General features: G+C 41.3%; 22 protein-coding genes. 15 read left to right on the forward strand and 7 right to left on the reverse strand.

Features of this window, described 5'->3' with window-relative positions; genetic code table 11:
• The first annotated feature begins 53 nt into the window (after positions 1 to 53).
• The 15 genes from ACNORC_RS08415 (at position 54) to ACNORC_RS08485 (ending at position 18,749) form a co-directional block, all read left to right on the forward strand.
• A complete protein-coding gene (locus tag ACNORC_RS08415) occupies positions 54 to 752 on the forward strand; it encodes a hypothetical protein (RefSeq protein ID WP_418335181.1) in 699 nt (232 codons plus the stop codon).
• Between the two features lie 53 nt (positions 753 to 805).
• On the forward strand, positions 806 to 1,339 hold the full coding sequence (locus ACNORC_RS08420) for a DUF6913 domain-containing protein (protein WP_418335182.1): 534 nt from the start codon (positions 806 to 808) through the stop codon (positions 1,337 to 1,339).
• Positions 1,336 to 2,211 (forward strand): 4-hydroxy-tetrahydrodipicolinate synthase, encoded by an 876-nt coding sequence (gene dapA / locus ACNORC_RS08425; protein WP_418335183.1) that lies wholly within the window; start codon positions 1,336 to 1,338, stop codon positions 2,209 to 2,211. The genes ACNORC_RS08420 and dapA overlap by 4 nt, the downstream gene beginning before the upstream one ends.
• A gap of 116 nt (positions 2,212 to 2,327) precedes the next feature.
• Positions 2,328 to 3,143 carry an outer membrane protein assembly factor BamD gene (locus ACNORC_RS08430; protein ID WP_418335184.1) on the forward strand — a complete coding sequence of 272 codons (816 nt, stop codon included), beginning with the start codon at positions 2,328 to 2,330 and terminating at the stop codon, positions 3,141 to 3,143.
• Positions 3,144 to 3,159: 16 nt separating this feature from the next.
• A complete protein-coding gene (locus ACNORC_RS08435; RefSeq protein ID WP_418335185.1) occupies positions 3,160 to 3,486 on the forward strand; it encodes a DNA-directed RNA polymerase subunit omega in 327 nt (108 codons plus the stop codon).
• A 3-nt stretch (positions 3,487 to 3,489) separates the two neighbouring features.
• The gene (gene coaBC / locus ACNORC_RS08440) at positions 3,490 to 4,701 is read left to right on the forward strand and encodes a bifunctional phosphopantothenoylcysteine decarboxylase/phosphopantothenate--cysteine ligase CoaBC (RefSeq protein ID WP_418335186.1); all 1,212 of its coding nucleotides are present in this window, start codon (positions 3,490 to 3,492) and stop codon (positions 4,699 to 4,701) included.
• Positions 4,694 to 5,584: a type IX secretion system protein PorD gene (gene porD, locus ACNORC_RS08445; RefSeq protein WP_418335187.1), complete on the forward strand. Its 891-nt coding sequence runs from the start codon at positions 4,694 to 4,696 to the stop codon at positions 5,582 to 5,584. The genes coaBC and porD overlap by 8 nt, the downstream gene beginning before the upstream one ends.
• Positions 5,585 to 5,682: 98 nt before the next feature.
• Positions 5,683 to 7,335, forward strand: coding sequence for a DNA repair protein RecN (gene recN / locus ACNORC_RS08450; RefSeq protein WP_418335188.1), 1,653 nt, complete (start codon positions 5,683 to 5,685; stop codon positions 7,333 to 7,335).
• Between the two features lie 46 nt (positions 7,336 to 7,381).
• Entirely contained in the window at positions 7,382 to 8,206 is an 825-nt protein-coding gene (locus tag ACNORC_RS08455; protein ID WP_418335189.1) for an enoyl-ACP reductase FabI, read from the forward strand.
• Positions 8,207 to 8,305: 99 nt separating this feature from the next.
• Complete coding sequence (locus ACNORC_RS08460) at positions 8,306 to 9,346, forward strand: glycosyltransferase family 2 protein (RefSeq protein ID WP_418335190.1); 1,041 nt, start codon at positions 8,306 to 8,308, stop codon at positions 9,344 to 9,346.
• The gene (locus ACNORC_RS08465) at positions 9,306 to 10,265 is read left to right on the forward strand and encodes a CdaR family protein (RefSeq protein WP_418335191.1); all 960 of its coding nucleotides are present in this window, start codon (positions 9,306 to 9,308) and stop codon (positions 10,263 to 10,265) included. Before ACNORC_RS08460 ends, ACNORC_RS08465 begins: the two co-directional genes overlap by 41 nt.
• Complete coding sequence (gene coaE / locus ACNORC_RS08470; RefSeq protein WP_418335192.1) at positions 10,262 to 10,846, forward strand: dephospho-CoA kinase; 585 nt, start codon at positions 10,262 to 10,264, stop codon at positions 10,844 to 10,846. Before ACNORC_RS08465 ends, coaE begins: the two co-directional genes overlap by 4 nt.
• Positions 10,847 to 10,918: 72 nt before the next feature.
• Positions 10,919 to 12,490 carry a sensor histidine kinase gene (locus tag ACNORC_RS08475; protein ID WP_418335193.1) on the forward strand — a complete coding sequence of 524 codons (1,572 nt, stop codon included), beginning with the start codon at positions 10,919 to 10,921 and terminating at the stop codon, positions 12,488 to 12,490.
• A gap of 3 nt (positions 12,491 to 12,493) precedes the next feature.
• A complete protein-coding gene (locus ACNORC_RS08480) occupies positions 12,494 to 13,216 on the forward strand; it encodes a response regulator transcription factor (protein WP_418335194.1) in 723 nt (240 codons plus the stop codon).
• A gap of 274 nt (positions 13,217 to 13,490) precedes the next feature.
• On the forward strand, positions 13,491 to 18,749 hold the full coding sequence (locus ACNORC_RS08485) for an HYR domain-containing protein (RefSeq protein ID WP_418335195.1): 5,259 nt from the start codon (positions 13,491 to 13,493) through the stop codon (positions 18,747 to 18,749).
• Here ACNORC_RS08485 and miaA read toward each other — a convergent pair.
• From miaA to ACNORC_RS08520, 7 genes are all read right to left on the reverse strand, one after another.
• Positions 18,746 to 19,657 carry a tRNA (adenosine(37)-N6)-dimethylallyltransferase MiaA gene (gene miaA / locus ACNORC_RS08490; protein WP_418335196.1) on the reverse strand — a complete coding sequence of 304 codons (912 nt, stop codon included), beginning with the start codon at positions 19,655 to 19,657 and terminating at the stop codon, positions 18,746 to 18,748. The two genes, ACNORC_RS08485 and miaA, sit on opposite strands and share 4 nt — an antisense overlap.
• The gene (locus tag ACNORC_RS08495) at positions 19,647 to 20,474 is read right to left on the reverse strand and encodes an ion transporter (protein ID WP_418335197.1); all 828 of its coding nucleotides are present in this window, start codon (positions 20,472 to 20,474) and stop codon (positions 19,647 to 19,649) included. The genes miaA and ACNORC_RS08495 overlap by 11 nt, the downstream gene beginning before the upstream one ends.
• Before the next feature lie 65 nt (positions 20,475 to 20,539).
• Entirely contained in the window at positions 20,540 to 21,913 is a 1,374-nt protein-coding gene (locus ACNORC_RS08500; protein ID WP_418335198.1) for an exonuclease domain-containing protein, read from the reverse strand.
• Between the two features lie 19 nt (positions 21,914 to 21,932).
• Positions 21,933 to 22,592 carry a YggS family pyridoxal phosphate-dependent enzyme gene (locus ACNORC_RS08505; RefSeq protein WP_418335199.1) on the reverse strand — a complete coding sequence of 220 codons (660 nt, stop codon included), beginning with the start codon at positions 22,590 to 22,592 and terminating at the stop codon, positions 21,933 to 21,935.
• Between the two features lie 21 nt (positions 22,593 to 22,613).
• Positions 22,614 to 23,849 (reverse strand): DUF1015 domain-containing protein, encoded by a 1,236-nt coding sequence (locus tag ACNORC_RS08510; RefSeq protein WP_418335200.1) that lies wholly within the window; start codon positions 23,847 to 23,849, stop codon positions 22,614 to 22,616.
• 36 nt (positions 23,850 to 23,885) lie between these two features.
• Positions 23,886 to 24,776 carry a 3-hydroxyacyl-CoA dehydrogenase family protein gene (locus tag ACNORC_RS08515; RefSeq protein ID WP_418335201.1) on the reverse strand — a complete coding sequence of 297 codons (891 nt, stop codon included), beginning with the start codon at positions 24,774 to 24,776 and terminating at the stop codon, positions 23,886 to 23,888.
• Between the two features lie 7 nt (positions 24,777 to 24,783).
• A complete protein-coding gene (locus ACNORC_RS08520) occupies positions 24,784 to 25,746 on the reverse strand; it encodes a Gfo/Idh/MocA family protein (RefSeq protein ID WP_418335202.1) in 963 nt (320 codons plus the stop codon).
• Positions 25,747 to 25,802 lie beyond the last annotated feature (56 nt).

A 25,802-nucleotide genomic window follows, 5' to 3' on the forward strand; every position in this document is an offset into this window, starting at 1 on the left:
TTAAATTTTTGTAATCAAATCTTTATATATTGCACATTATTTTTCGGAAGAAAATGAAACAAAAGTATTTTTTCGCTTTTTTGGTGGTCCTCGCTATGCTGGTAAATATTACCGGTATTTTTTTTGAGGATTTTTGGCTGAAAAAATCCGGAGAAGTTGTTTTCCTCCTTCCGCTACTGGGTTATTATTATGATCGCCTTCCTCTAAAAAACTTCAATTTCAAGGCTTTTTTACTTTGTGCATTTCTGGCCGGGGTGCTGTCGTTCTTTGACCAGACCTGGTATATGACTCAAATAGTTCTCGGGCTATGGCTCGGCGGCTATATATTTTTGGTAAGGGAAGCTATTCGCCACACAGAATATGAACGCGGCAGTAAGTTCACTACCTTATATTTCTTCATGGTGGTCGCTGTGTACCTATACCTACTCTCACTTCATATTCTTGAAATTGAAAGAAGGCTGGGAGATAACTTTGAATTAGCACTGTATATTATCTACTACCTTAATATCATGATCTTTGCCATCACGGCACTGGTATATTATCTCAATTCGTTCTCTAAAAAAGCCGTTTTTTTCATTTGCCTGACCCTTGCATTCATCTTTTCTGATGTGCTTCGGGATATGGAGGTATTTTATTTTAGGGACCTAAGTGTAGAAATAGTAGGAACCCTTATAAAGTTTGCTGCCCTAAAACTGGTTTTTCTATTCTTTGTGACTCCCGAGAAGAAACTGCGCCTCCTGCACCTCGTGTAAAAACTCTTTACTTTCCCCGTAATTTGTATTTCTATATTACCTAATTTTGCCCCGTGAAACTATTGGATCTAAAGATCGCTGCCGCTCAAAGGAAGAGAATTCCAGGAGTTGTAAATCCTGATCTCTCTACGGGAAAGGGCACACGTAAACTTGGAATTATTCTGGATTCAGAAGACTCCGAATTAAGGGACTGCTTCCTGAATTTGAAAGCGGAGATGGGAATTGGAGACCTGGATTTTCACATAGTTACCTGTAAGGACAAAACAGCCAAAAATGACATTTTTCATGGTCCTGTCTTTACAAAGAAGGATATTAGTTGGAGTGGTAAAATCAAAAACGGAGAGGTCGATCTGTTTCTGGAGAACCAGTACCACCTGGTGATCTGTTTTGCAGAAGATGATAATAAACTTGCTCTATTGCTCGTTTCCCTTTGTGCTGCAGCTTTAAAAGTGGGGAGAGCCTCGATGGAGGAAGGGGTGGAAGATAGTGTTTTTGATCTCAGTATTTCTGCATCTTCTGCTGAGCCCCAAATTTTTATTGAAGAATTGAAGAAGTACCTTAAAATCATAAAAAAACAAGTAGGATGAATAAATTCGTTGGAACAGGTGTAGCGCTGGTGACCCCTTTTAAAGATGATCTTTCAGTAGATGTTGAAGGTCTGAAAAAACTGGTGAATTTCCAGGTGGATAATGGTATCGATTATATGGTGGTGCTGGGAACAACAGGAGAAAGCGTGACCCTTACCTCCGAAGAGAAAAAGCAGGTGATCGATGTGGTGGTTGCTGAGAACAATGGCAGATTGCCTCTTGTTTTGGGTGTAGGTGGAAATAACACTGCAAAAGTAACTGACGAACTTAAAAATACAGACCTGTCAGCTTTTGATGCTGTGCTTTCGGTATCTCCTTATTACAATAAACCGTCACAGGAAGGAATTTATCAGCATTATAAAGCGGTTGCAGAAGCTTCTCCAAAACCGGTCATACTATACAATGTTCCGGGTAGAACAGGATCAAACGTGCTGCCTACTACCGTTAAACGGCTGGCTGAGGATTTTGAAAATATCATTGGAATAAAAGAGGCTGCCGGAGATATGGTGCAGGCCATGAAACTTATTAGCCTGGTGCCAAAAGATTTCCTTGTCATTTCGGGAGATGATATGATCACTTTGCCAATGGTACTGGCAGGTGGACATGGAGTGATCTCTGTTATTGCGCAAGGTTTCCCTGCGGAATTTTCAAAAATGGTAAACCTAGGTTTGGAACGAAAAGTTGATGAAGCGTATGAGTTGCATTACAAAGTAGCTCCCTCGATAGATCTTATTTTTGCCGAAGGGAATCCGGTGGGAATAAAGGCACTTTTGGAAAAGAAAGACATTTGCAGGAATAGCCTGAGGTTACCTCTGGTGAAGTCCACCCAGGGACTCACAGATCAGATCAACTTGTTTGTGGATAATTTCTAGGAGCTTTTTAAAGTCTTAGCCCCTGAAACCTATAGAAATTGGGTGAATTCCAACTGAAACTAAAGTTTTTATAATAAGGCAGAAAAGAGTATTTTTGCCAGATGTTAAAATTAAGAATGAAGAAAATATTCCTTTTACTGAGCGTATTTATAGTTGCAACTTCCTGCAGCGAGTATCAAAAAGTACTTAAAAGCAAAGATACCGGGTTGAAATATACCACTGCAGAGAAATTATATGACGAGGCAAAAGCAGGAGAAGGTAATACCAACAGGAAGTTTAAAAAAGCATTGAGGATCTTTGAACAAATAGTTCCTGATCTTCGCGGAAAGCCACAGGGACAAAAGGTAATGTTCATGTATGCTGACACTTATTACGAATTAGAAGATTATTTTATTGCCGGCTATCAGTTCGAGCGTTTTGTGGAAAGTTATCCGCAGAGTGAAAAACTGGAGGAAGCAGCATTTAAGAGTGCCAAGAGTTATTATTTCCTGTCGCCTCCTTATGCCCTCGACCAGACAGAGACGCAAAAAGGTATTGAGAAACTTCAGGGCTTTATCAACCGTTTTCCTGAGAGTGAAAAGCTGGACGAAGCGAATGATCTGGTTACCGAACTGAGAGTAAAACTTGAGAAGAAAGCTTACGAAATTGCAAAACAATATCACCATACCAGGAATTATAAAGCTGCAATAACAGCCTTCAATAATTTCATTTCTGAGTACCCGGGTTCACCTTTTAGGGAACTGGCCTTTTATTACAGGTTTGATTCGGCTTACCAGTATGGGATTAATAGTTATGCGTATGCGATGCCTGAGCGTTTGAAGGCAGCAAGAAAATTTTACGAAGATTACAAGCGATATTATCCTGAAGGAAAATTTATTTCTGAAACCGAAGCTGCGCTTTCAGATATTGAGCAAAAAGAAAAGAGTTTATAACTAAGAGAGATTAATAATGATTGATTTAAAGAAGACTGACGCGCCTGTTAACACCACAACTTTAGACAAGAATCTTGTGGATGCGCCAACGAATAACATTTACGAGGCGATCTCTATTATTTCAAAAAGAGCAACACAGATCAACTCTGAGATCAAAAAGGAATTGTTGGAGAAGCTTGATGAATTCGCTACTTACAACGATAGCCTTGATGAGATCTTTGAGAACAAAGAACAGATCGAGGTTTCAAAATTCTACGAAAAACTGCCTAAGCCTCACGCTTTAGCTGTTCAGGAGTGGTTGGAAGAAAAGATCTACTACCGCAACACCAAAAGCGAGGAATAAAATATGTCTGTATTAAGCGGCAAGAAAATTCTACTCGGCGTTACCGCTGGTATTGCCGCTTATAAAACAGCTTTTTTGGTCCGGCTATTCATAAAGGCCGGGGCAGAGGTAAAGGTCATCATGACACCTGCTGCCAGAGAATTTGTTACTCCCCTAACGCTTTCCACACTTTCCAAAAATCAAGTGATCTTTTCCTTTACCCAGGAAGAAGATAAGGGAGGAATGTGGAATAATCACGTGGATCTGGGTCTTTGGGCTGATTTCATGCTGATAGCCCCCGTTACAGCGAATACCCTTTCAAAAATGGCCACCGGCAATAGTGATAACTTTTTGCTGGCCACCTACCTTTCTGCTAAATGTCCGGTATATTTTGCGCCGGCTATGGATCTTGATATGTTCAGGCATCCTTCCACTAAAAACAGCATTGAGACCTTAACTTCCTTCGGAAATATTCTTATTCCTGCAACTTCGGGAGAACTGGCAAGCGGGCTGGTTGGAGAAGGCCGTATGGCAGAACCGGAAGATATAGTTGAGTTTATTGAAGATCATATTTCTGAAAACCTTCCGCTAAGAGATAAAAAGATCCTGATAACTGCAGGGCCTACATACGAAGCTATCGATCCCGTGCGTTTTATTGGAAATCATTCCAGCGGAAAAATGGGCTTTGAACTTGCTGCTGCTGCACAGCGGTTAGGAGCAACAGTAACCTTGATCTCCGGTCCTACACACCTGGAAAACCCTTCTGCAGACATTGAGCTGATTCGGGTGCAAAGTGCGCAGGAGATGTTTGAAGCAGCTACAGGTAAGTTTGATGAGGTGGATGCTGCCATTGCGGCTGCAGCTGTTTCTGATTACCGACCTAAGAAAGTGGCCGATCAGAAGATCAAAAAGGAAACTGAAAACCTGCACATGGAGTTGGAAAAAACTCCTGATATTTTAGCTTCTTTAGGAAGTAAAAAACAAAACCAGGTACTCGTCGGCTTTGCGTTGGAAACCGAAAATGAAGAGCAAAATGCGTTGGGTAAGCTGGAAAAAAAGAACCTGGACTTTATTGTTCTGAATTCCCTGAATGATAAAGGCGCCGGATTTAAGACTGATACCAACAAAATCAGTATCTTGTTTGGCAACGGCCAAAAAGTGGATTTTGGACTGAAATCCAAAAAAGAGGTCGCTGAAGATATTTTGAAAGAACTAACTCTCTTGTTGAATGAATAGGCTTTTTTTTCTTGTTCTGTTTCTATCGCTGTCCTTTACCGGTTTTGGGCAGGAGCTCAATTGCCAGGTGGTGGTAAACGCTGAGCAGACCGGACGAGCAAATGTCACCGTCTTCAAGACCCTGGAGAATTCTCTATCAGAATTTATAAACCAAACTAAATGGACCAACCGGCAGTTTCAGCCTTATGAAAGGATCAACTGCAGCATGTTCATCAATATTACCGCTTACAATGCCGATTCCTTTACGGCGACCATTCAGGTGCAATCTTCCCGTCCCGTATATGGATCTACAATGGTTTCACCGGTTTTCAATTTCAAGGATCAGAATCTGAATTTTGAATATTCGGAATATGCTCCCTTCAGTTATAATCCTACGGAATTTAAGTCGAATTTGATCTCTGTTGTTAGTTTTTATGTTTACACCATACTTGGAATAGATGCAGATACTTTTGAAGAGCAGGGTGGGACAGCCTATTATGAAGAAGCCAATCAAATAGTGAGTACGGCTCAGCAAAGTGACCGGCTTGGCTGGAAACCTACAGATGGTAATGCATCAAGGTATAAATTGAATGCCGATCTTTTGTCAAATTCTTTTTCAGGATATCGAAAAGCCATGTATGATTATCACCGGAAAGGGCTTGATCTAATGCACCAGTCTCCGGCGGAGGGTAAAAAAGGGGTGGCCACAGCTATTCTTGATCTTAAGAGGATGAATGACAGGCGCCCAAATTCCCTGTTGCTGCGTACCTTTTTTGATGCCAAAGCAGACGAGGTCGCACAGGTATTCAGCGGTGGCCCTTCTGTACAGATAAAAGAAGTGGTGGAAGCCCTGAATAATCTGGCTCCTACTTTTTCTGAAAAATGGAGTAACATCCGTTATTAAACTGGTGCACGAAGTGGAGCTTCGTTCATGTTTTGTGAATATCTTGACTTTGAGGAGAAGCAAATTCTCCCTTATCTTTACTTAAATTTTCAACACCTTTGCTTACAACACTTTCTATAAAGAATTACGCCCTCATTGAAGACATTCAAATGAACCTGAAGGATGGTTTTACCATTATCACAGGGGAGACCGGGGCGGGTAAATCGATTATGCTGGGAGCACTTTCTCTCTTATTGGGAAAAAGGGCAGATTTTAGTGCTATTCGCGACGCCGATAAAAAATGTGTGATAGAAGGTACTTTTGACATCTCTAGTTATGGCTTGCAGGGTATTTTTGCTTCCGAAGATCTGGATTATGAGACCCACACCATCATAAGACGCGAGATATTACCTTCCGGAAAATCGCGGGCATTCGTCAATGACACCCCGGCCAATCTTTCTTCCCTTCAGGTTTTGGGAGAGCGCTTACTCGATATTCACAGTCAGCATGAGACGCTGAGCCTTGGGGATAACGAATACCAATTTCTCGTTATAGATTCCCTAGCCGGAAATTCCGAAAAATTGAAGACTTACAAGGAATCTCTGAAAGAGCTAAAAAGCCTTCAGAAGAAGCTTCACAACTTAAAAGAGGAGCAGGCCCAGGCTACGAAGGAATACGATTACAATTTGTTCCTTTTGACCGAATTGCAGCAGGCAAAGCTGGAACCGGGAATGCAGGAAGAGCTTGAGGAACGATATGAAGAGCTGAGCAATGTTGAACAGCTAACCGAACAATTGGGCGGGGCGATAAACCTTATTCAGCAGGAAGAGATAGGAGCAGCTGCTTCCCTTAAGGAGGCAAGGAATAACCTGCAGCGCATCGCAGGAATTTCTTCGAATTATCAGCAGCTATTTGAGCGCCTGCAAAGTGTGAATATTGAACTGGACGATATTGCTTCAGATCTGGAATCTTATCTCGATAAAGTAGAGGCTAATCCCGAAGAACTTGCTCAGGTCAATGATAAGCTGCAGGTGCTTTACAACCTTCAGAAGAAGCACATGGTTTCTACTGTCGAAGAACTGAAAAGTATTCAGGAGGATCTGGCTCAAAAAGTTTCAGTTTCAGAAAACGCTGAAGAAGAGATAGCAAAAGCTGAAAAAGAGATCACAGCTCAAAAGGAGGTGCTTCAAAAACAGGCTGCAGAGATACATTCTTCCCGAAACACGGTAATTCCGAAGTTTATTAAGGAAGTCGAAACAATTCTCGCAGATCTGGGAATGCCAAATGCCAGCCTAAAAATTGAACTCGAAAAACAAAAAGAGTTTTTCCCCAACGGGCAGGATAAACTTTCCTGGTTATTGAGTGCCAATAAAGGAGGTAGCTATAATGACATTAGAAAAGCAGCTTCGGGTGGGGAACTTTCCCGCATCATGCTGGCCGTGAAAAGTATCCTGGCTACCTATAGCAGTCTTCCGACTATTATTTTTGATGAGATCGACACCGGGGTTTCGGGAGATATCGCTCAAAAAATGGCAGTTATCCTTCAAAAAATGGGTAATTCCATGCAGGTCATAGCTATAACCCATCTTCCGCAGATAGCAGGGAAAGGTAGTTCGCATTTTAAGATCTATAAAGAAGATGCGGCTCATAGTACCATAACAAATATTAAAGAACTAAAAGAAGAGGAGCGGGTAGAGGAGCTGGCCATGATGCTTGGCGGTAAGAACATCAGTGATTCTGCAGTGGCACATGCAAAAGCGCTTCTAAATTAAAAGATGTTTAGTATATTTACCCGCTAACAGAAACCAAAAAAATAACATGTCTTATAATCTACTTAAAGGAAAAAAAGGGATCATCTTTGGAGCACTTGATGAGAACTCAATTGCCTGGAAAACTGCACTGCGGGTTCACGAAGAAGGCGGTCAATTTGTACTTACCAACGCGCCTATCGCTATGAGAATGGGGAATATTAAAGATCTTGCTGAAAAAACAGGATCTGAAATTATTCCTGCTGATGCTACAAGTGTTGATGATCTTGATAACCTGGTAGACAAAGCCATGGAAATATTAGGCGGGAAACTTGATTTCGTGCTGCATTCCATCGGAATGTCTGTGAATGTTAGAAAAGGCAATCACTATACTGAGATGAACTACGATTACACGACCAAAGGTTGGGATGTATCGGCGGTTTCTTTTCACAAGACCATGCAGAGCCTTTATAAGAAAGATGCAATGAATGAGTGGGGAAGTATTATGGCCCTATCTTACATTGCGGCTCAAAAAGTATTTCCGGATTATAACGACATGGCCGATAACAAGGCTTATCTGGAATCTATTGCCCGTAGCTTCGGGTATTTCTTCGGAAAAGAGAAAAAAGTGCGTGTAAATACCATTTCTCAATCCCCAACTCCTACCACAGCGGGGCAGGGTGTAAAAGGATTTGATGGTTTCATCGCTTATGCAGATGAAATGTCTCCACTTGGAAATGCTACAGGGATGGATTGCGCCAATTATATAATTACCCTTTTCTCAGATCTTACGAAAAGAGTAACTCTTCAAAATCTTTTTAACGATGGTGGTTTCTCCAATATGGGAGTAAGCCAGCAGGTTATGGAAGCCTTTGTAAAAGGAAAGGAAAATTAGGCTAGTTCAAACTTTTACAAAGAAGAGGCTGTAAAATTTAATTTTACGGCCTCTTTTAATTTTGGGCTTTGCCTCTAATTTCTTTAATACATTTGTGGAATGGAGATCAGCTATTCTTTTGTTATTCCCGTTTTTAACCGGCCCAATGAGATAAGGGAGCTGTTGGAAAGCATGAAGAAGCTGGATTTTGATGATGATTTTGAGATCGTCATTGTGGAAGACGGGAGCACTGAGACTGCGGAAGAAGTTTTAGCTGAATTTTCTGAAGACCTAAATATTTCTTATTTCCGGAAACCAAATTCCGGCCCCGGCGATTCCCGCAACTACGGAATGAGCAGAGCAAAAGGAGATTATTTTTTGATCCTGGATTCAGATGTTATTCTGCCTTCGCAATATATTAAGGAAGTAGATAAAGAACTTCAGCAGGAATTTATTCACTGTTTTGGAGGACCCGATGCGGCTCATCAGGAATTTTCCCCGATCCAGAAAGCTATTAATTATTCAATGACCTCCTTTTTGACCACAGGGGGAATACGTGGCGGCAAAAAGATGGTCGGTAAATTTCAGCCACGCAGCTTTAATATGGGACTTTCAAAAAAGGCATTTGAAGCTACCGGTGGATTTGGAAGGATACATCCCGGTGAAGATCCCGACCTATCTCTGAGGCTTGAAAAAAGTGGTTTTAGCACCCGGTTTTTCCGGAATGCCTTTGTGTATCATAAAAGGAGGATCAACTGGGAGAAATTTTACCAGCAGGTGTACAAATTTGGAATGGTGCGACCCATTCTCAATAAATGGCATCCGACTTCGGCGAAACCAACTTTTTGGTTTCCAAGTCTGTTCATGATTGGGTTTCTATTCAGTGTTATTTTAGTATTTACCGGATTTCCATATCTTCTGCTGGGGTATGTCATTTACTTTATTGTTCTTTTCTTTCATTCCCTGGCTCTTAATTCAAGTCTGACTATTGCGATGTATTCGGTTTGGGCTTCTTTGGTTCAATTTTCAGGCTACGGACTTGGTTTCTGCTTGTCAACCTACTATATTAGGATTCTGAATCAGGACCCGGAAATACGGTTTCCAAAGCTATTCTTCCACCATGCTCAAAAGGATAAAAACAGTTACCCGAACCAGGTTTAAACGAACCAACTTCAATTCCTTTTTTTTCTTTTTGTTCTTTGCCGTGGTGATCTGGATCTTCGTTCAGTTCTCAAAGCAGTATAATGAAGTGGTCGATATTCCGGTGCAGTATATTAATGTTCCGCCGAACAAATTGATCACAAAGAATAATCCGCAGACTGTCAAAATTCGAATGGAAGAGAACGGCTTCAAGGTAGCCTGGATGTCTCTTTTTCCACCCACTTTATATGTAGATGTCTCCAAGACCTCCGAAGAAGGAGGGAAGTTAATATATGTGTTTGATGAAAACCGGAATGAGATCCTGGGACAACTGAACATCGATTTTGAGAACAACCAGTTTGTAAAAGATGCCCTTACCATCAATTTTGAACAGAAGAAAGAAAAGAGGTTGCCGGTAGTTGCCAGAATAGAACCTGAATTTGCCGCCGGTTATGCAGGAGCTGGAGAACTGCAGGTACAACCGGATTCGATCACCATCAGTGGGCCGGATGTGGTATTGGACACCATTTCAAGTCTCTATACCAAACCGGTCAAGTTGAAAAAAATAAAAGATGATTTTTCCGGCTCGGTGGATATTGATACGAGTGGGTATAAAGATATCACGCTTTATACTCGCCAGGTGAACTATTCCATGGATGTTGAAAAATATACTGAGGGCAATGTGCTTGTTCCAATTGAGATCATCAATGTTCCGGAAGGGTTGGAAGTGGTGATCTTTCCGAAGGAAAGTCTTCTTTTCTACCAGGTAAGCCTGAAAGACTACAATAAAGTGACAGCTTCAGATTTTAGGGTAGTGGCAGATTTCCGAAAGACCCGTGAAGACCAGGACTTCATTATTCCGGAAGTGGTCAAAAAGCCTGAATTCACGAATAATCTTCGACTGAATGAGAAAAAGATCCAGTTCATAATCAAGAAATGAAAGTAGTTGGATTGACAGGCGGTATTGGGAGCGGCAAAACTACGGTAGCCAACATGTTCAGGGAACTGGGAATTCCTGTTTTCATTGCCGATGATGAGGCAAAGGCTCTTCTCAACTCTGATCCTGACATAAAGAAAGCCATAACGGGAATTTTCGGACGGGAAATTTATAACGAAGAAGGTCTTGATCGTAAGAAATTAGCCTCCCTGGTTTTCAATGACCGGGAAAAATTGGACAGGCTAAACGCTATTGTTCATCCTGCAGTAGCAAATTACTTTGATGGCTGGAAAAAAAAGCAAAAGTCTACTTATCTCATTTATGAGGCTGCTATACTTTTTGAAACCGGTGGTTATAAAAAATGCGACTTCACAGTTCTTGTAACTGCTCCACATGATATCAGGATCCAGCGCCTGCAGCAAAGGGATAATTCTACACTTGAGGAAATCGAAGCCCGAATGAACAATCAATGGAGTGATGAAAAAAAGGCAAATCTAGCCGATTTTCAGATCGAAAATATTGATATCTCAGCGACGCGGAAAAGGGTCCGCGAAATTCATGAAATAATCCTTAAAAGCGCGTAAAATCTAGGATTCTTATGTTAACTTTTGGTTAAAGGATTATAGCGCTAAATGTTAAAATCATATTTTTGAGATATGAACAAAAAGATATTTTTTCTTTTGGTGGTTCTTATGAGCCTCTCTTTAATAGGAATCATATTTGTTCAGGGATTTTGGATCAAAAATACGGTTGAAAGTAAAGAAGAACAGTTTTCTTTCGACGCAAAACAGATATTGCGAAGAGTAGCCAATGAAGTGGAAAATAATGAACTGGAGAACTACTATTTTGCCATGCAGGATTTGGTGGACAGTTTAGGGGTACAACCTGACAGTTCCATTATGAGTAAAATATTTCAGGTTCAGAGGGATGAATTTTCCAATGAGATCTATGTCTATTCACAGGGGATCATAGAAGAAGATTACAAGCTGTCAACAGCTTTTCTGGATGCCTCTATAGACACTATACATTTTAAAAAACTCATTAATTCAAAGGTATCTAAGCTGGTCAAAAATGATAGCCTGAACGAAAATTCGCTCTCCACACCGGGCAGGATAAACCGCATTTTTCGCATGAAGGATGTTGAAAAGGAATTCATCCGGTCGGCAGTAGGGGAGTATACAAGCAGGATGCCTATACATAAGAGAGTATCAAAAGAATACCTGGAGGATCTTATTCGAAGGGAGATCAAGAACAGAGGCTTGAATACCTCTTTTGAATACGGAATTTACGGTAACGGCCTGGCCACAAAGGTGCGGTCAGAAAATTTCAGGTTGAACGCCAAGACAACTTACAGGGTGCCCCTTTTTACCAATGGTAATGGCACTAATGATTATCAGTTATTTGTCAATTTTACTGAGAAAAAACAGGTGGTCCTTTCCTCGATCACATTGATGGCGGCTCTTTCAATAATTTTCACCCTGATTATCGTAATTGCCTACTCAAGTGCCCTATCTCAGTTGATTCGGCAACGACAGATATCAGAGATCAAAACTGATTTTATCAATAATATGACCCACGAATTCAAAACGCCCATTGCAACTATTAATCTTGCTCTGGACGCTATAAGAAATCCGAAGGTCATGAGTGATCCTGAGAAGGTGGCACATTACCACCGGATGATCAGGGATGAAAATAAACGAATGCATGCACAGGTAGAGAACGTGCTTAGAATCTCAAGGCTGGAGAAAAATGAGCTGGACCTCAAAAAGGAAAGGCTTGATCTGCACGAACTTATCGAAGAAGCAATCACACATGTTGAATTGATCGTGGAAGACAGGAACGGATATATAAAAACCCATTTTGGAGCACTTAAGTCCTCCATTCTGGCCAACCAGACCCACTTCACCAATGTGATCGTCAACGTGCTTGATAATGCGGTAAAATACTCACCGGGCGAACCAAAGATTGACATATATACCGAAAATGTCAGGAACTATATTGTTGCGAAAATAAGAGACCAGGGAAGCGGGATGAGCAGACCTGTTCAGAAAAAAGTATTTGAAAAATTCTACCGCGAACACACCGGTGATATCCATAACGTGAAAGGTCACGGTTTGGGGCTTGCCTATGTGAAGCGAATCCTTGACGATCACCACGGAACCATTACCGTGGAGAGCGAAAAAGGAAAAGGAAGTACATTTATAATTAAACTACCACTAATATCTTAATTTATGGAAACTGAAAATAAGAAAATTTTACTAGTTGAAGATGATCCCAACTTTGGAACAGTTTTAAAAGACTATCTGGCAATGAATGACTATGAGGTCACTCACGCCAAGAACGGAATGGAAGGATTTGAAAAATTCAAAAAAGATGATTTTGATCTTTGTATTCTGGATGTTATGATGCCCTATAAAGATGGCTTTACCTTAGCCAAAGAGATCAGGGAAAAGAATGAAGAAATTCCTATCATTTTCCTTACCGCCAAGGCGATGAAAGAAGATGTACTAAAAGGATATAAGGTCGGAGCAGATGATTACCTGAATAAACCTTTTGACAGCGAAGTATTGCTTATGAAGATCAAGGCGATCATGCAGCGTAAAGCGACTGACAGTGTTGCTGACAGTAAGCAATTCGAGTTCCAGATTGGAGATTTCCACCTGAATTCAAAGCTGCGTTTCCTTACGTTCAGGGACGAGGAGCCTACCAAACTATCTCCTAAAGAGAATGAATTGCTTCGCCTGCTGGCACTGCATGAAAATGACCTGATGCCAAGAGAGCTTGCGCTTACAAAGATCTGGAGGGATGATAACTACTTCACCTCCCGAAGTATGGATGTTTATATTGCTAAACTTAGAAAGTATCTTAAGAAAGACGAGAATGTCGAGATCCTGAATATTCACGGAGAAGGGTTCAGGCTCGTTATCAGAAATAAAGAAGAAGCCCAGGGCTAAGCCTATTTTCAGTTTCTAATGAGCTAAGGTATTATCACGGAAGGGATCATCCGTGATAATACCTTATATGGCTCTGTTAACAATTTCTTTTCCGGCTCTTCGTTTACAATACCTATATTTGCCTTGTAACCTACACTGAATGAGGAGACTCCGGGACATACCCTGTTTAAACATAAATGCCGTGACTTCGCGGCTTTTTTTTGATACCCGAACTTCTGTCAAGAAAATAGAATTCCTTCCTCGTCCTCTACTACTCCTGATTTTTCTATTAATTTTGAAAGGTCCGTTAGTTTTTGGACAGGAACCAATTTATACCCATAATCCGGGTGAATCTAAAAATCTTGATTATTTCACTATTACCTCTGCGGATGCTTTCAATCCTCAAGCAAAGATAAACCGTCTGGTAATTGCTGTAGATGTAGCTCCAAATGGTGAAGTATTTGTTCTCACTTTTGGAGACGGAATAAAAAAAGTTGGAGCTAATGGAGGATTAGTAAATTTTATACCTAATCAAAGTGACAGATTAAGTAATGCCTTAGATTTTGCCATTAATAGTGATGGTAAGTTTTTTGTTGCAACCAATGAAAGTAACCGAAGATTTATCCGCGTTTATTCTCCCACAGGAGCATACTTGTCAGGGGAAACTTTAGGCGATGGCACCTACGGAACAGGTCCTAATCAATTCAAAGGACCTTCAGGTTTGACTTTTGATAAGGACGATAACCTTTTTGTTGCCGATCAGTACCTGGGAGATGCAGATCCTCCCCGTCCCAGTGCAATAAAAATCTATAGAAAAGATGCTGCTGGTAGCTATAAGAATAACCTCATCCAAGAATTTGATAACGTACAGGGGACTATACTTAACTTTCCTTACAGAATAGCCGTTAACAGTCAGGGGCAGCTTTATATGTCCGAACTGGGCCAGACCGGCGATGCCAGTGTGAAGATTATTGAATTTGATGCCAATTTCAACCCTCTTAGCATGTCACCGGGTCCTTCTGCCCAATTGGGAGCTCCTGGGAGCATTGTGATCGATAAGTTTGACAATGTCTTTGTAGCAGATTTTGGTAACGAAATTGACCTGCCTCGAATTCTTAATGCTACCGAAGATCTCGATGAATTTTATGCAGTTTTTGAAATTATCATAAATGGAATAGATAACAATGTCTTTAAGATTAATGTTTACAATCCCGACAGTACTTTTAACTCAATAATCTCCTCTCAAATTGATTTTCCAATTGATCTGGCGATCTCTCCCTGTGGAACTCTATACGTAAATAATGCAATTTTTGATGGAAGGGTTAGGTCGATTTTTGGGTTTACTGTACCAGATTTTACTCTAGATTTTGATCTTGAAGCCTATGATAGATCAGCGGGATATGATACTGAAGATCCTGTTGTACTCAATTGTAGTAATGACCTTAATGTAGAATTGACTAACGGAAGGTTCACAGTGGATGACTACAGGAACCTCCAAAGTTTTTCAGATAATTGCGATGACGATCTGGAAATCATTCAATCTCCTCCGGCTGGTACATCAATATCACAAACCACTACTGTTTCAATAACAGCAAAAGATGATTCAGGAAATGAATCTGCGGCTTGTACATTCCAGTTGATCATAACCGAGGAGCAACAACCGCCCAGTTTTACCTGTAGTGCTCCGGGAGATCTGACTCTAAATATTGGAGCAGATTGTTCTGTCAATGCTTCAGATTATTCAGAATATATAACGAACCCGGAAAATTTTCAAAATGGAATCAGAATCGAGCAGGAGGAGAGTGTCTTAGGGAATATTATGACTGTCACTTTAACTGTTTTTGATGGGGAAGAGGAAGTCGACACCTGTACTTTTGAAGTTACCTTATTAGATGTTACTGCTCCTGAAATTACTTCTTGTGATGCTACATCCATTGAAATAGAATTAGCGGCAGGAGAGTCCTTTACTATTCAGGATTATTCTTCAAGAATTTCCGCTTCAGATTGTGATTCGAATTTCACAATAAACCAAAGTCCTGCTGAAGGTGCACAAATTACCGAAACCACAAGGGTTACTTTAACGGCAACAGACGGTTCAGGAAATGAATCAGCGGCTTGTTCCTTTCAAGTTATTATAACAGAAGAGCAACAGCCACCTAGCTTTACCTGTAATGCTCCGGTAGATCTGACTCTGAATATAGGAGCAGATTGTTCTGTCAATGCTTCAGATTATTCCGGATATATAACGAACCCGGAAAATTTTCAAAACGGAATCAGAATTGAGCAGGAGGAGAGTGTCTCAGGGAGTATTATGACTGTCACTTTAACTGTTTTTGATGGGGAAGAGGAAGTCGACACCTGTACTTTTGAAGTTACTTTATTGGATGTTACTGCTCCTGAAATTACTTCTTGTGATGCTACATCCATTGAAATAGAATTAGCGGCAGGAGAGTCCTTTACTATTCAGGATTATTCTTCAAGAATTTCCGCTTCAGATTGTGATTCGAATTTCACAATAAACCAAAGTCCTGCTGAAGGTGCACAAATTACCGAAACCACAAGGGTTACTTTAACGGCAACAGACGGTTCAGGAAATGAATCAGCGGCTTGTTCCTTTCAAGTTATTATAACAGAAGAGCAACAGCCACCTAGCTTTACCTGTAATGCTCCGGTAGATCTGACTCTGAATATAGGAGCAGATTGTTCTGTCAATGCTTCAGATTATTCCGGATATATAACGAACCCGGAAAATTTTCAAAACGGAATCAGAATTGAGCAGGAGGAGAGTGTCTCAGGGAGTATTATGACTGTCACTTTAACTGTTTTTGATGGGGAAGAGGAAGTCGACACCTGTACTTTTGAAGTTACTTTATTGGATGTTACTGCTCCTGAAATTACTTCTTGTGATACTACATCCATTGAAATAGAATTAGCGGCAGGAGAGTCCTTTACTATTCAGGATTATTCTTCAAGAATTTCCGCTTCAGATTGTGATTCGAATTTCACAATAAATCAAAGTCCTGCTGAAGGTGCACAAATTACCGAAACCACAACAGTTACTTTAACGGCAATAGACGGGTCAGGAAACGGGTCGAACGCCTGTTCTTTTGAGATTATCATTATTGAAGAGCAACAGGCTCTTCAAATTACCAACTGTCCTCCCTCCAGAACTGAATCCCTAGGCAACGATTGCAGTTTTATCCTTCCCGATTATACGAACGAAGCAGCTGCCAACGTAGAAGCCACTTTTTCACAAACTCCTGTTGCCGGAACGGTAATCACTGCTGCAACTGAAGTGATCATTAAAGCGGAGGCAAATGGTGAAACCAAAGAATGCTCCTTTGAAGTAAGCCTTCAGGATAATATAATACCCGAGATAAGCTGCCCTTCAGATAAAACAGTAAATTTTGATCCGGCTATTGGATTTACAGTTCTCGATTACAGGGGAGAGGCAATTGCCTCCGACAATTGTAGTTTTGAAATCGTTCAGGATCCACCTCCCGGAACGGTGCTGTTCCAAAGCAGATGGATCTTCCTTACGGCTATTGACGCTTCTGACAATCAAATCGTTTGTGAATTTGCACTTAATCTTACTGAAGGAGCAACACCCGAAATTAGCTGTAAAGATGTGACAATTGAACTTGATGCTACCGGTAAAGCTAATTTAGATGCATCTTCTATTTTTGATGGAGATTTTTATGATCCGTCTATTCGTTCTTTCAGCCTTGATAAAGGCAGTTTTGATTGTTCTGACATAGGTGTTGAAGTGCCCGTAGAGTTAACAGTTGAGTATATGAATGGCACTACTGCTCAGTGTACTTCTAAAGTAACTGTGGTGGATAATTCTGATCCTGTAGTGAATTGCGTTTCTACATTCACTCTTTATCTGAATGAAGAAGGCTACGGAATACTCTCACCTGGTATTCTCGATCGAAATTCAACAGATAATTGTGGTATTGCTGAAATGAAATTAAACAAGACCCGCTTTGATAATTCTGATGTTGGAGATCAGACAATTGTCCTCACCGTAACCGATACTTCCGGAAATACTGAGACTTGTGAAACCTTGCTTACGGTGGTTCCATACGGGGAAAGGACGGTCACCTGTGCAGAAGAAATCGACCTTCCCCTGGATGAAAATGGAGAAGCTACATTAAAACTAACTTACACCGGGAATGAGGAAAACATTGAAGTGGTGACCAGTAAAACCAATTTTACCTGTGACGATCTTGGCTCAGAAGTGGTAACTGCGACTTATATAGGGGAATATTCCGGAAGCTGTGAAATCCAAATAAATATCCTCGATAATCTGCCACCACAGATCGACTGTGTTTCAAGCTACACCCTGCGATTGAACGAGCAGGGAACGGGAACAATTTCTGAAGAGCTTCTCAATCTCAACTACAGTGATAACTGTGGAGTTTCAAGGGCAATTTTCAGTAAAACCAATTTTACCACTCAGGATATAGGTAACAATAATATCACTTTCACAGTAAATGACAGTTCCGGAAATGAAAGCAGCTGTACTATAAATGTTATGGTCATTCCATTTGATTATGCCGGACCCGATTTTGAGTGTAAGGACTCTTTTACCCTGGAATTGAATTCGAATGGGCAGGCTTTTCTCAGCTCATCAGATGTTTATACAGGAGAGGCCTTAGGAGTAGTTTTTGAGTTAAGCAAAAGTATGTTTACCTGCAGTGATATAGGTAGCGAAGAGATTGAAGTGAGTTATTCGGGATCAGCAACCGGAACCTGTACTCTCGAGGTCGTTGTGGAAGATAATTTGGCCCCTGCTATTAGCTGCGTGGCGACCCTGGAAGTTTATCTGGATCAAACCGGCAGCGCTACCATTTCTCCACAAGATATTGATTACGGCTCTACCGATAACTGCTCCATCACTTCCCGAACCTTATCCATAACTACCTTTAGTGAAGCTGATCTGGGTGAAAATACAGTCACACTTACGGTTATAGATGCCTCCGAAAATATTTCGACCTGTGAAGCGACGGTGATCGTTAAACCTCAGCAGGGACCTGCTCCGGTCGTGTGTGTAGAATCTGTAGTTCTGGAATTAAATTCCAATGGTAGAGTAACTCTGGACCCTCAGCAACTTTTCTCCGGTGGTCCCGCAGATCTGGAATATTCGGTGAACAGAACTCAGTTTACCTGCCTCGACCTGGGAGAGCAGAATGTTGTATTTACTTATTCTTCGGAAAGTGATTCCGGTTCCTGTGAAATTCCGTTATTGGTAATCGATCCAAATAACTATTGTGAAGAATTTATAGGTGGCAATGGTCCTTTTGTGATCCTTTATCCGAATCCCGGAAATGGTGAAGTGAGTATCAAGGTTTCGCCCGGTATTATTTTGAAAAGGGCAGAGGTGTTTGATGCCAAAGGCAGGTTCTTACTGGAAAAATCTTTTGAAGAGAATTCCGCAGAAGACCTATATTATCGCTTGAATTTGACCGCTTTCCAATCAGGGGTGTATACCCTCATGTTGTATTCCCAGGACAAGGAATATATAAGAAGAGCAATTATAAGAAATGATTAATCTATTGTTGCTTCTTTGATAAAGTTGATGATCTCTTCGGAAGGAGTATCGTAAGGGAACCAGTTGATCTCCTCATTCTTTTTAAACCAGGTAAACTGGCGTTTCGCAAAACGGCGGGTATTTTTCTTGATTTCTGAAACGGCAAAATTAAGAGACCATTCCCCATCCAGATATTTAAAAAGTTCCTTGTAACCAACGGTATTTAAAGCGTTCAGATCTTTTTTAGAATAAAGCCCTTTTACTTCTTCCAGCAAGCCTTCTTCCATCATTTGATCTACCCGACGGTTAATGCGGTTATAAACCAATTCCCTCTCTGCAGTAAGTCCAAGATAGAGGGTCTTAAAAGGCCTTTTTGGAGCTCTGTCTTTTCGGAAGCTTGAAAAGGTCTTTCCTGTTCCGATACAGATCTCCAGCGCCCGAATTACCCGGTGCGGATTCTGTAGATCCACTTCGGAATAATAGTCGGGATCAAGTTTTTTTAATTTTTCCTGAAGAGTGGCTATACCTTTTTGCTCCAGTTCGTTTTTAAGTTCGGTGCGTATGTTAGGGTCTACTTTCGGAAAGGAATCAAGACCTTTGGTTACAGCATCTACATACAATCCGCTTCCTCCCACCATAATGACCTCATTATGATTTTTAAAAAGCTCCTCCAGCTTCGCTAATGCTTCCCGTTCAAAGTCACCTATCGAATAATCATCTTTTACAGAACGGTGCTGAATGAAATGATGTGGAGCGGCAGCGAGTTCTTCAGCAGTCGGTGCTGCTGTCCCTATACTCATTTCCTTGAAGAATTGTCGGGAATCCGCTGAAATTACCTCGGTATCAAAATAATTTGCGAGTTCGATTCCCAATGAAGTTTTTCCAATAGCTGTGGGACCAACAACTACAATGAGAGATTTAGTATTCATTTAGAAGGTTTCCGCAGTTGTGGCAATACTCAGCCTTATCCAAATGCTGAGATTCGTTACAATGGGGACAAACTTGCGTATTGACATGTACTCGTCCCGTGGCCTTGGAAAATTCTGAGGTCACAATTCCGGTGGGTACTGCTATAATTCCATAACCGGTGATCATAATTACTGATGCAATGAACTGTCCCAGCGGCGTGACAGGATGTATATCTCCAAAGCCTACAGTAGTCAGGGTAACTATACACCAGTAGATTCCAGTGGGAATGCTTGTATAACCATTTTCGGGGCCTTCAATCAGATACATTACTGTTCCCATGATCACACAAAGAATGACCACAGCGTAAAGGAAGACTAGGATCTTCGCCCGGCTATTGCGTAAGGCCAGCAACAACCTGTTGGACTCCCCTATATATCTGGTGATCTTAAGGATTCTGAAGATCCTTAATAATCTCAGAGCCCTGACAGCAAATAAAAGGTTGTGTCCCCCTCCCAGAATAGCCAGGTAGGTAGGTAAAGTGGATAACAGGTCCACAATACCATAAAAGCTGAAGATATAGGTGGATGGCCTTTTAATCACTACTATTCGTAGAATATATTCTATTGTGAAAATAGCTGTGATAATCCATTCTGCTGTATAGAACTCAAAGTAGTATCTGTCGCTCATGCCCGGGATACTCTCGAGCATTACAAGAACAATACTCAGAATAATGACCAAAAGCAAGCCAATGTCAAAACTTTTTCCGGCAGGAGTATCCGCTTCATAAATGATCTCATGAAGTTTCTTTTTCCACTCTGAAGTATTCGATTGGGTCACAGATGATGAATTACAGTCTAAAAATAGGATTTTTAGAGAAACTACTGACAAAAGCAAGTTGTTTTCTATTGTACAGTATCCAGCTTGATGATCTTTACTCTATTGTTCTTCCGCAAATAGCTTTGAATAATGTGTTGGGCATCCCGATCGCTTTTCATTGGAGTGATAATAGACTTGATGATCTCCAGGTTGTTGAGCTGGTGATTGAGGTCAAAAAAACCGATCCCTTTGAACTCACCTTCTTCAACTAACAAGGCGCTTCTTTCGTGAATATCTCTTCCACGGTCTACAATGATCATGTTTTGATTTTCGTAACTGTATTTCTCCAGGATCTCATGAACCCGCTGATTGTAATCGATAGGAGATTCTTCTCCTATACAGGCGCCATTACATTCTTTGATGCTATAATTAAAACAACTGCCACTGCCGGTGTGAATTCCGGTAAGGCGCTGGCACAGGGAATATTCTTCTAGGAGGGAATTCATCATAGCCCTTGCCTGCTGCATGTTGGTAAAGGTGGTGACGTTCTTCTTTCTACCATCTGCCTTGCCAATCTTTAAATGGATATAACCGTCAGCATCTACAGATTTGTACAGGGCGTATGAAAAAATGGTTTTGGTAAGGGCTTTATTGTATTTAGGTTTATTACGCTTTATTTCCTCGTTTTCCTTGAGCAAGGCGTTCAATTCATTTCCGGTTGCCTCGTAGGTTACTGATGCTACTTCTTTTTGAATTTCAATTGATTTACGGTTCTCACTCGTAAAATGCTGATTGACCCTCTTCTTAATATTCCTGCTCTTACCTATATAGATTATCTCTCCTTCGGAGTCGTGAAGATAATACACGCCTGTAATGGAAGGCAGATCGTCCAGGATCTGGATCAATTTGGTATCCATTTGATTTTTTGGGGAATGTCTTACAGCTCCCTTGAGGATCTCCTTTTCAGAATCTTTCGCAAGCAACATCTTGAACAGCTTAACAGTCGCTTGTGCATCTCCACTGGCGCGGTGCCTGTCGCTTAACGGAATTCCCAGTGCTCTTACAAGTTTTCCGAGGCTATAGGATTTCTGCCCGGGAATTAACTTTTTGGAAAGCTCTACCGTACAAAGGCTTTGGCGTTCAAATTCAAAGCCCAGCCGCTTAAATTCTGTACGAAGTATTCGATAGTCAAATTTGGCGTTGTGGGCCACGAGGATAGTACCTTCGGTGATCTCAACGATTCTTTTTGCTACCTCGAAAAATTTAGGAGCGTTCCGAAGCATTTCGTTGTTGATCCCGGTGAGTCCCACTACGAAAGGCTGGATTGGAATTTCAGGATTTACGAGGCTAATAAACTGGTCTACTACTTTATGCCCGTCGAACTTATAGACAGCAATTTCTGTGATCCCTTCTTCATTATACTTCCCGCCGGTAGTTTCTATGTCTAAAATTGCGTACAAAAGTTCTTCTTCCTGCTATTTAATTATAATCTCTTTCTCCAAAAATAGCACTTCCTACGCGTACCATCGTACTGCCGCATTCAATTGCTATTTTATAATCTCCACTCATCCCCATTGAAAGGGTAGAGAAGGTTGGGTGCTCTTTTTTAAATTCGTCAAAAGTACGCTTTAAAAAGCTGAATTCACTCCTGATCTTTGCCTGATCTTCTGTTAAAGTTGCCATTCCCATTAATCCAATGATCTCAACATGAGACATTTCCCTGTAAGCATCAGATAAAAGGATATTTTTCGCTTCTTCAATATCTATTCCATATTTAGTGTCTTCTTCGGCTATCTTGATCTGCAGGAGGCACTGGATCTTTCGGTCATTCTTTTTAGCCTGTTTTTCGATCTCCTTTAGCAGTTTTAGACTATCCACCGCGTGAATGAGCGAAACGAAAGGGGCCATGTATTTTACTTTGTTCCGTTGGACATGACCTACCATGTGCCATTGAATATCCTTCGGAAGTTCTTCCCATTTCTCAGCCATTTCCTGGATCTTGTTTTCTCCAAAGAGGCGTTGTCCTGCTTCATAAGCTTCTAGAAGATCCTCTTTAGGTTTCGTCTTTGAAATGGCAACCAGGGAAACTTCTTCCGGAAGTTCGGCTTTCAGGGTCTTTATATTTTCAGCAATGCTCATTAAACTTCTTTTTCAGATAATTTAAAATTCATAGACCGTCAGGCCACTGCGTAATTTCGGCTCAATGCAGGTGCTCTTCGGGGGCATGGTTAGTCCCTGGTCTGCTATTTTCTTGATCTCATCTACTGTAAGGGGAAGCATTCCGAAGCCGACTGCGTAGAGACCTTCATCTACGGCTTTTTTTACTTCGAAGGACTCATTTCTACCGGGAAGGTACGAAATTCTTCTGTCATTTTTAAGGTCTTCTATTCCAAGAAGAGGCTTTAGTATCCTGATAAACAGGATGTAAGGGTCTAATTCACTTAAAGGTCCCGTAAATTCATAGTTCGTTTTCCGCAAGTAAAGAGAATAAAATTCTCCATCCAAATACATCGAAAAATGGTGTTTTTTGGAAGGTTTATAAAGCTCTGTTCCGCGGTTCTCAATTCTAAACCATTCGTCGAGCTGCATCAGGAATTCTTTTTTACTCAGGCCGTTCAGGTCTGTAATAAGTCGGTTGAATTCGTAGAGTTGCAGATTGCTCTCGGCGATCATGTAACTCAGAAAGTAATTATACGGCTCTTCTCCGGTATGGTTCGGATTCTTTTCCCGGGATTCCTTCGCTAACAGCCAGGAAGAGGCACTGCGATGGTGGCCGTCGGCAATATAAACTGCTTCCATTTTTTCAAATTCCGCCTTGATCTTAGAAGTACGTTCAGGGTCGTTCACCACCCACAGGTAATGAGTATCCCGGTTAAGTGAGGTAAACTCATATTCTGCTCTTTCTGCCATCACTTCGGAAGTGATCCTGTTGATCACTTCACTGTCCGGATAAGTAAGCAGCACGGGTTCGGTATTAAAGCCGACCGTCTTCAGGTAATCCTTAAAAAGTTGTTCCCGATGAGAAATAGTATCCTCGTGCTTTCTGATCACATCGTTTTCGTAATCATCTGCACAGGTGGCCGCGATAATTCCGCAGTAGGTCTGGTTGCGGGAGATGGTTTTATAGATGTAATAGGCCGGACTCTCATCCTGAATGAACACACCTTCCTCCTTAAATTCCAGGTAACGGTTCTTCACCAGTTGAAATCGCTCACTTCCCGTGATCTCCTTCTGAAATTTATAACCCGGATTAATGATATGAAGAAATGAAAACGGGTTGTGCTCCAACTGAAAGGTCACTTCTTCAACCGAATAGTCCTGGAATGGCCGTGTTGCGACCAGACCCACCTTATCCCGGGAAGGCCTTACCGCCTTAAAAGGAATTATTTTTGCCAAGTTTGTACAGTTAAATGTTTATCAGAAAAGCCCTTTTTAAGAGGCGAACTGGCCGGCAACTTTTTCAGCTTTTCTGCTTTCGGAATAGTCATAGAAACCTTCTCCCGATTTCACTCCCATTTTACCTGCCTGCACCATATTCACTAAAAGAGGGCAGGGGGCATATTTCGGATTTTTGAAGCCGTTGTACATTACTTCCAGAATAGAAAGGCAAACATCCAGTCCAATGAAATCTGCCAGTTGTAGAGGCCCCATTGGATGCGCCATTCCCAGTTTCATCACTGTATCGATCTCCTGCACGCCGGCCACGCCGTTGTAAAGAGTTTCAATAGATTCATTGATCATTGGCATGAGGATACGGTTTGCAACAAAGCCGGGATAGTCATTCACTTCCACAGGTTCCTTTTTCAGTTTCCTGGAAAGTTCCATGATGTTGCCGGTAACCTCGTCACTGGTATTATAACCGCGAATGATCTCTACCAGTTTCATAATAGGCACCGGATTCATAAAGTGCATCCCGATCACTCTTTCAGGATTGGAAACCACAGAGGCTATCTTGGTAATGGAAATAGAGGAGGTGTTGGAAGCCAAAATTGTTTCACCACTACAAAGTTCATCCAGCTGTTTGAAGATCGAAAGTTTCAGCTCTACATTTTCGGTAGCTGCCTCTACAACAAGATCAATATTTTTAACGCCTTCCGAAAGTTGGGTGAAGGTGTGGATATTGCCAAGGGTATTTTTTTTATCTTCTTCAGAGATCTTTTCTTTGGCGACCATGCGGTCAAGATTCCCGCAAATAGTATTCATCCCTCTTTCCAGGGACTTTTCAGAAATATCAATAAGATTTGTTTTGTATCCGAATTGGGCGAAAGTATGGGCAATTCCGTTTCCCATAGTTCCGGCTCCAATAACTGCAATATTTTTCATAAGGTTTTTAGTTAAAAGATTTTATAATCTGTTTGGCAACTTTTAATGCAAGGGTACCCTGTTCAAGACTTACAACAGGAGTAGTGTTGTTGTTTATGGCTTCAGCGAAAGAATTAAGTTCCTCTAAAATGGCATTTGAAGGACTCACATCAGGGTTGTCAAAATAGATCTGCTTCTTGATCCCTTCGGCATTCTGAAGGATCATATCGAAATCACCCGGTTCTTTAGGTGCATCCTTCATTTTCACCACCTCACATCTTTTCTCGAGAAAGTCCACAGAAATGTAGGCATCTCTTTGGAAGAAACGCGATTTTCTCATGTTCTTAAGGGAGATCCTGCTGGCAGTGAGATTGGCAACACAACCGTTCTCGAATTCGATACGGGCATTCGCAATATCGGGAGTATCACTGATCACCGATACTCCGCTCGCACTAATATTCTTCACTTCAGATTTGACCACGCTCAAAATAGCGTCAATGTCATGGATCATGAGGTCCAATACCACAGGAACATCTGTCCCGCGGGGATTAAATTCCGCCAGGCGGTGAGATTCAATGAACATGGGGTTATCAATTTTGGAGGCCACGGCCACAAAAGCCGGATTGAACCGCTCCACATGACCCACCTGACCCTTTACTCCATGCCGGTTTGCGAGCTCCACAAGTTCTTCAGCTTCCTCGACAGTATTGGTAATGGGTTTTTCAATGAACAGGTGCTTACCTGCCTTGATGGCTTTTTTCCCGACTTCAAAGTGAGAAAGGGTAGGAGTGACAACGTCTACAACATCTACTGCCGCAATAAGCGCATCAAGATCATTGAAGTACTTATATCCAAATTCGTCCTCTACTTTTTTTCCCGCCTCCTGATCTACATCGTAAAAACCAACCAGATCATATTTTTCAGATTCCTTTAAAAGGCGAAGATGGATCTTCCCTAAATGTCCTGCGCCTAAGACGCCAGCTTTCAGCATAACGATACGTTTTGAACAAAAATAATATTTCTTACCCTAAAGCCAATGCCAAATTG

The organism is Salinimicrobium soli, from assembly GCF_048323655.1.
Classification (GTDB): domain Bacteria; phylum Bacteroidota; class Bacteroidia; order Flavobacteriales; family Flavobacteriaceae; genus Salinimicrobium; species Salinimicrobium soli.

Coding starts and splice junctions, on each gene's coding strand:
- coaBC (WP_418335186.1), top strand. CDS start 3,490: ATGTCTGTATTAAGCGGCAAGAAAATTCTACTCGGCGTTACCGCTGGT.
- ACNORC_RS08475 (WP_418335193.1), top strand. CDS start 10,919: ATGAACAAAAAGATATTTTTTCTTTTGGTGGTTCTTATGAGCCTCTCT.
- ACNORC_RS08455 (WP_418335189.1), top strand. CDS start 7,382: ATGTCTTATAATCTACTTAAAGGAAAAAAAGGGATCATCTTTGGAGCA.
- ACNORC_RS08430 (WP_418335184.1), top strand. CDS start 2,328: ATGAAGAAAATATTCCTTTTACTGAGCGTATTTATAGTTGCAACTTCC.
- ACNORC_RS08520 (WP_418335202.1), bottom strand. CDS start 25,746: ATGCTGAAAGCTGGCGTCTTAGGCGCAGGACATTTAGGGAAGATCCAT.
- ACNORC_RS08515 (WP_418335201.1), bottom strand. CDS start 24,776: ATGAAAAATATTGCAGTTATTGGAGCCGGAACTATGGGAAACGGAATT.
- porD (WP_418335187.1), top strand. CDS start 4,694: ATGAATAGGCTTTTTTTTCTTGTTCTGTTTCTATCGCTGTCCTTTACC.
- ACNORC_RS08415 (WP_418335181.1), top strand. CDS start 54: ATGAAACAAAAGTATTTTTTCGCTTTTTTGGTGGTCCTCGCTATGCTG.
- ACNORC_RS08480 (WP_418335194.1), top strand. CDS start 12,494: ATGGAAACTGAAAATAAGAAAATTTTACTAGTTGAAGATGATCCCAAC.
- ACNORC_RS08505 (WP_418335199.1), bottom strand. CDS start 22,592: ATGAGCATTGCTGAAAATATAAAGACCCTGAAAGCCGAACTTCCGGAA.
- miaA (WP_418335196.1), bottom strand. CDS start 19,657: ATGAATACTAAATCTCTCATTGTAGTTGTTGGTCCCACAGCTATTGGA.
- ACNORC_RS08460 (WP_418335190.1), top strand. CDS start 8,306: ATGGAGATCAGCTATTCTTTTGTTATTCCCGTTTTTAACCGGCCCAAT.
- dapA (WP_418335183.1), top strand. CDS start 1,336: ATGAATAAATTCGTTGGAACAGGTGTAGCGCTGGTGACCCCTTTTAAA.
- ACNORC_RS08465 (WP_418335191.1), top strand. CDS start 9,306: ATGCTCAAAAGGATAAAAACAGTTACCCGAACCAGGTTTAAACGAACC.
- ACNORC_RS08435 (WP_418335185.1), top strand. CDS start 3,160: ATGATTGATTTAAAGAAGACTGACGCGCCTGTTAACACCACAACTTTA.
- coaE (WP_418335192.1), top strand. CDS start 10,262: ATGAAAGTAGTTGGATTGACAGGCGGTATTGGGAGCGGCAAAACTACG.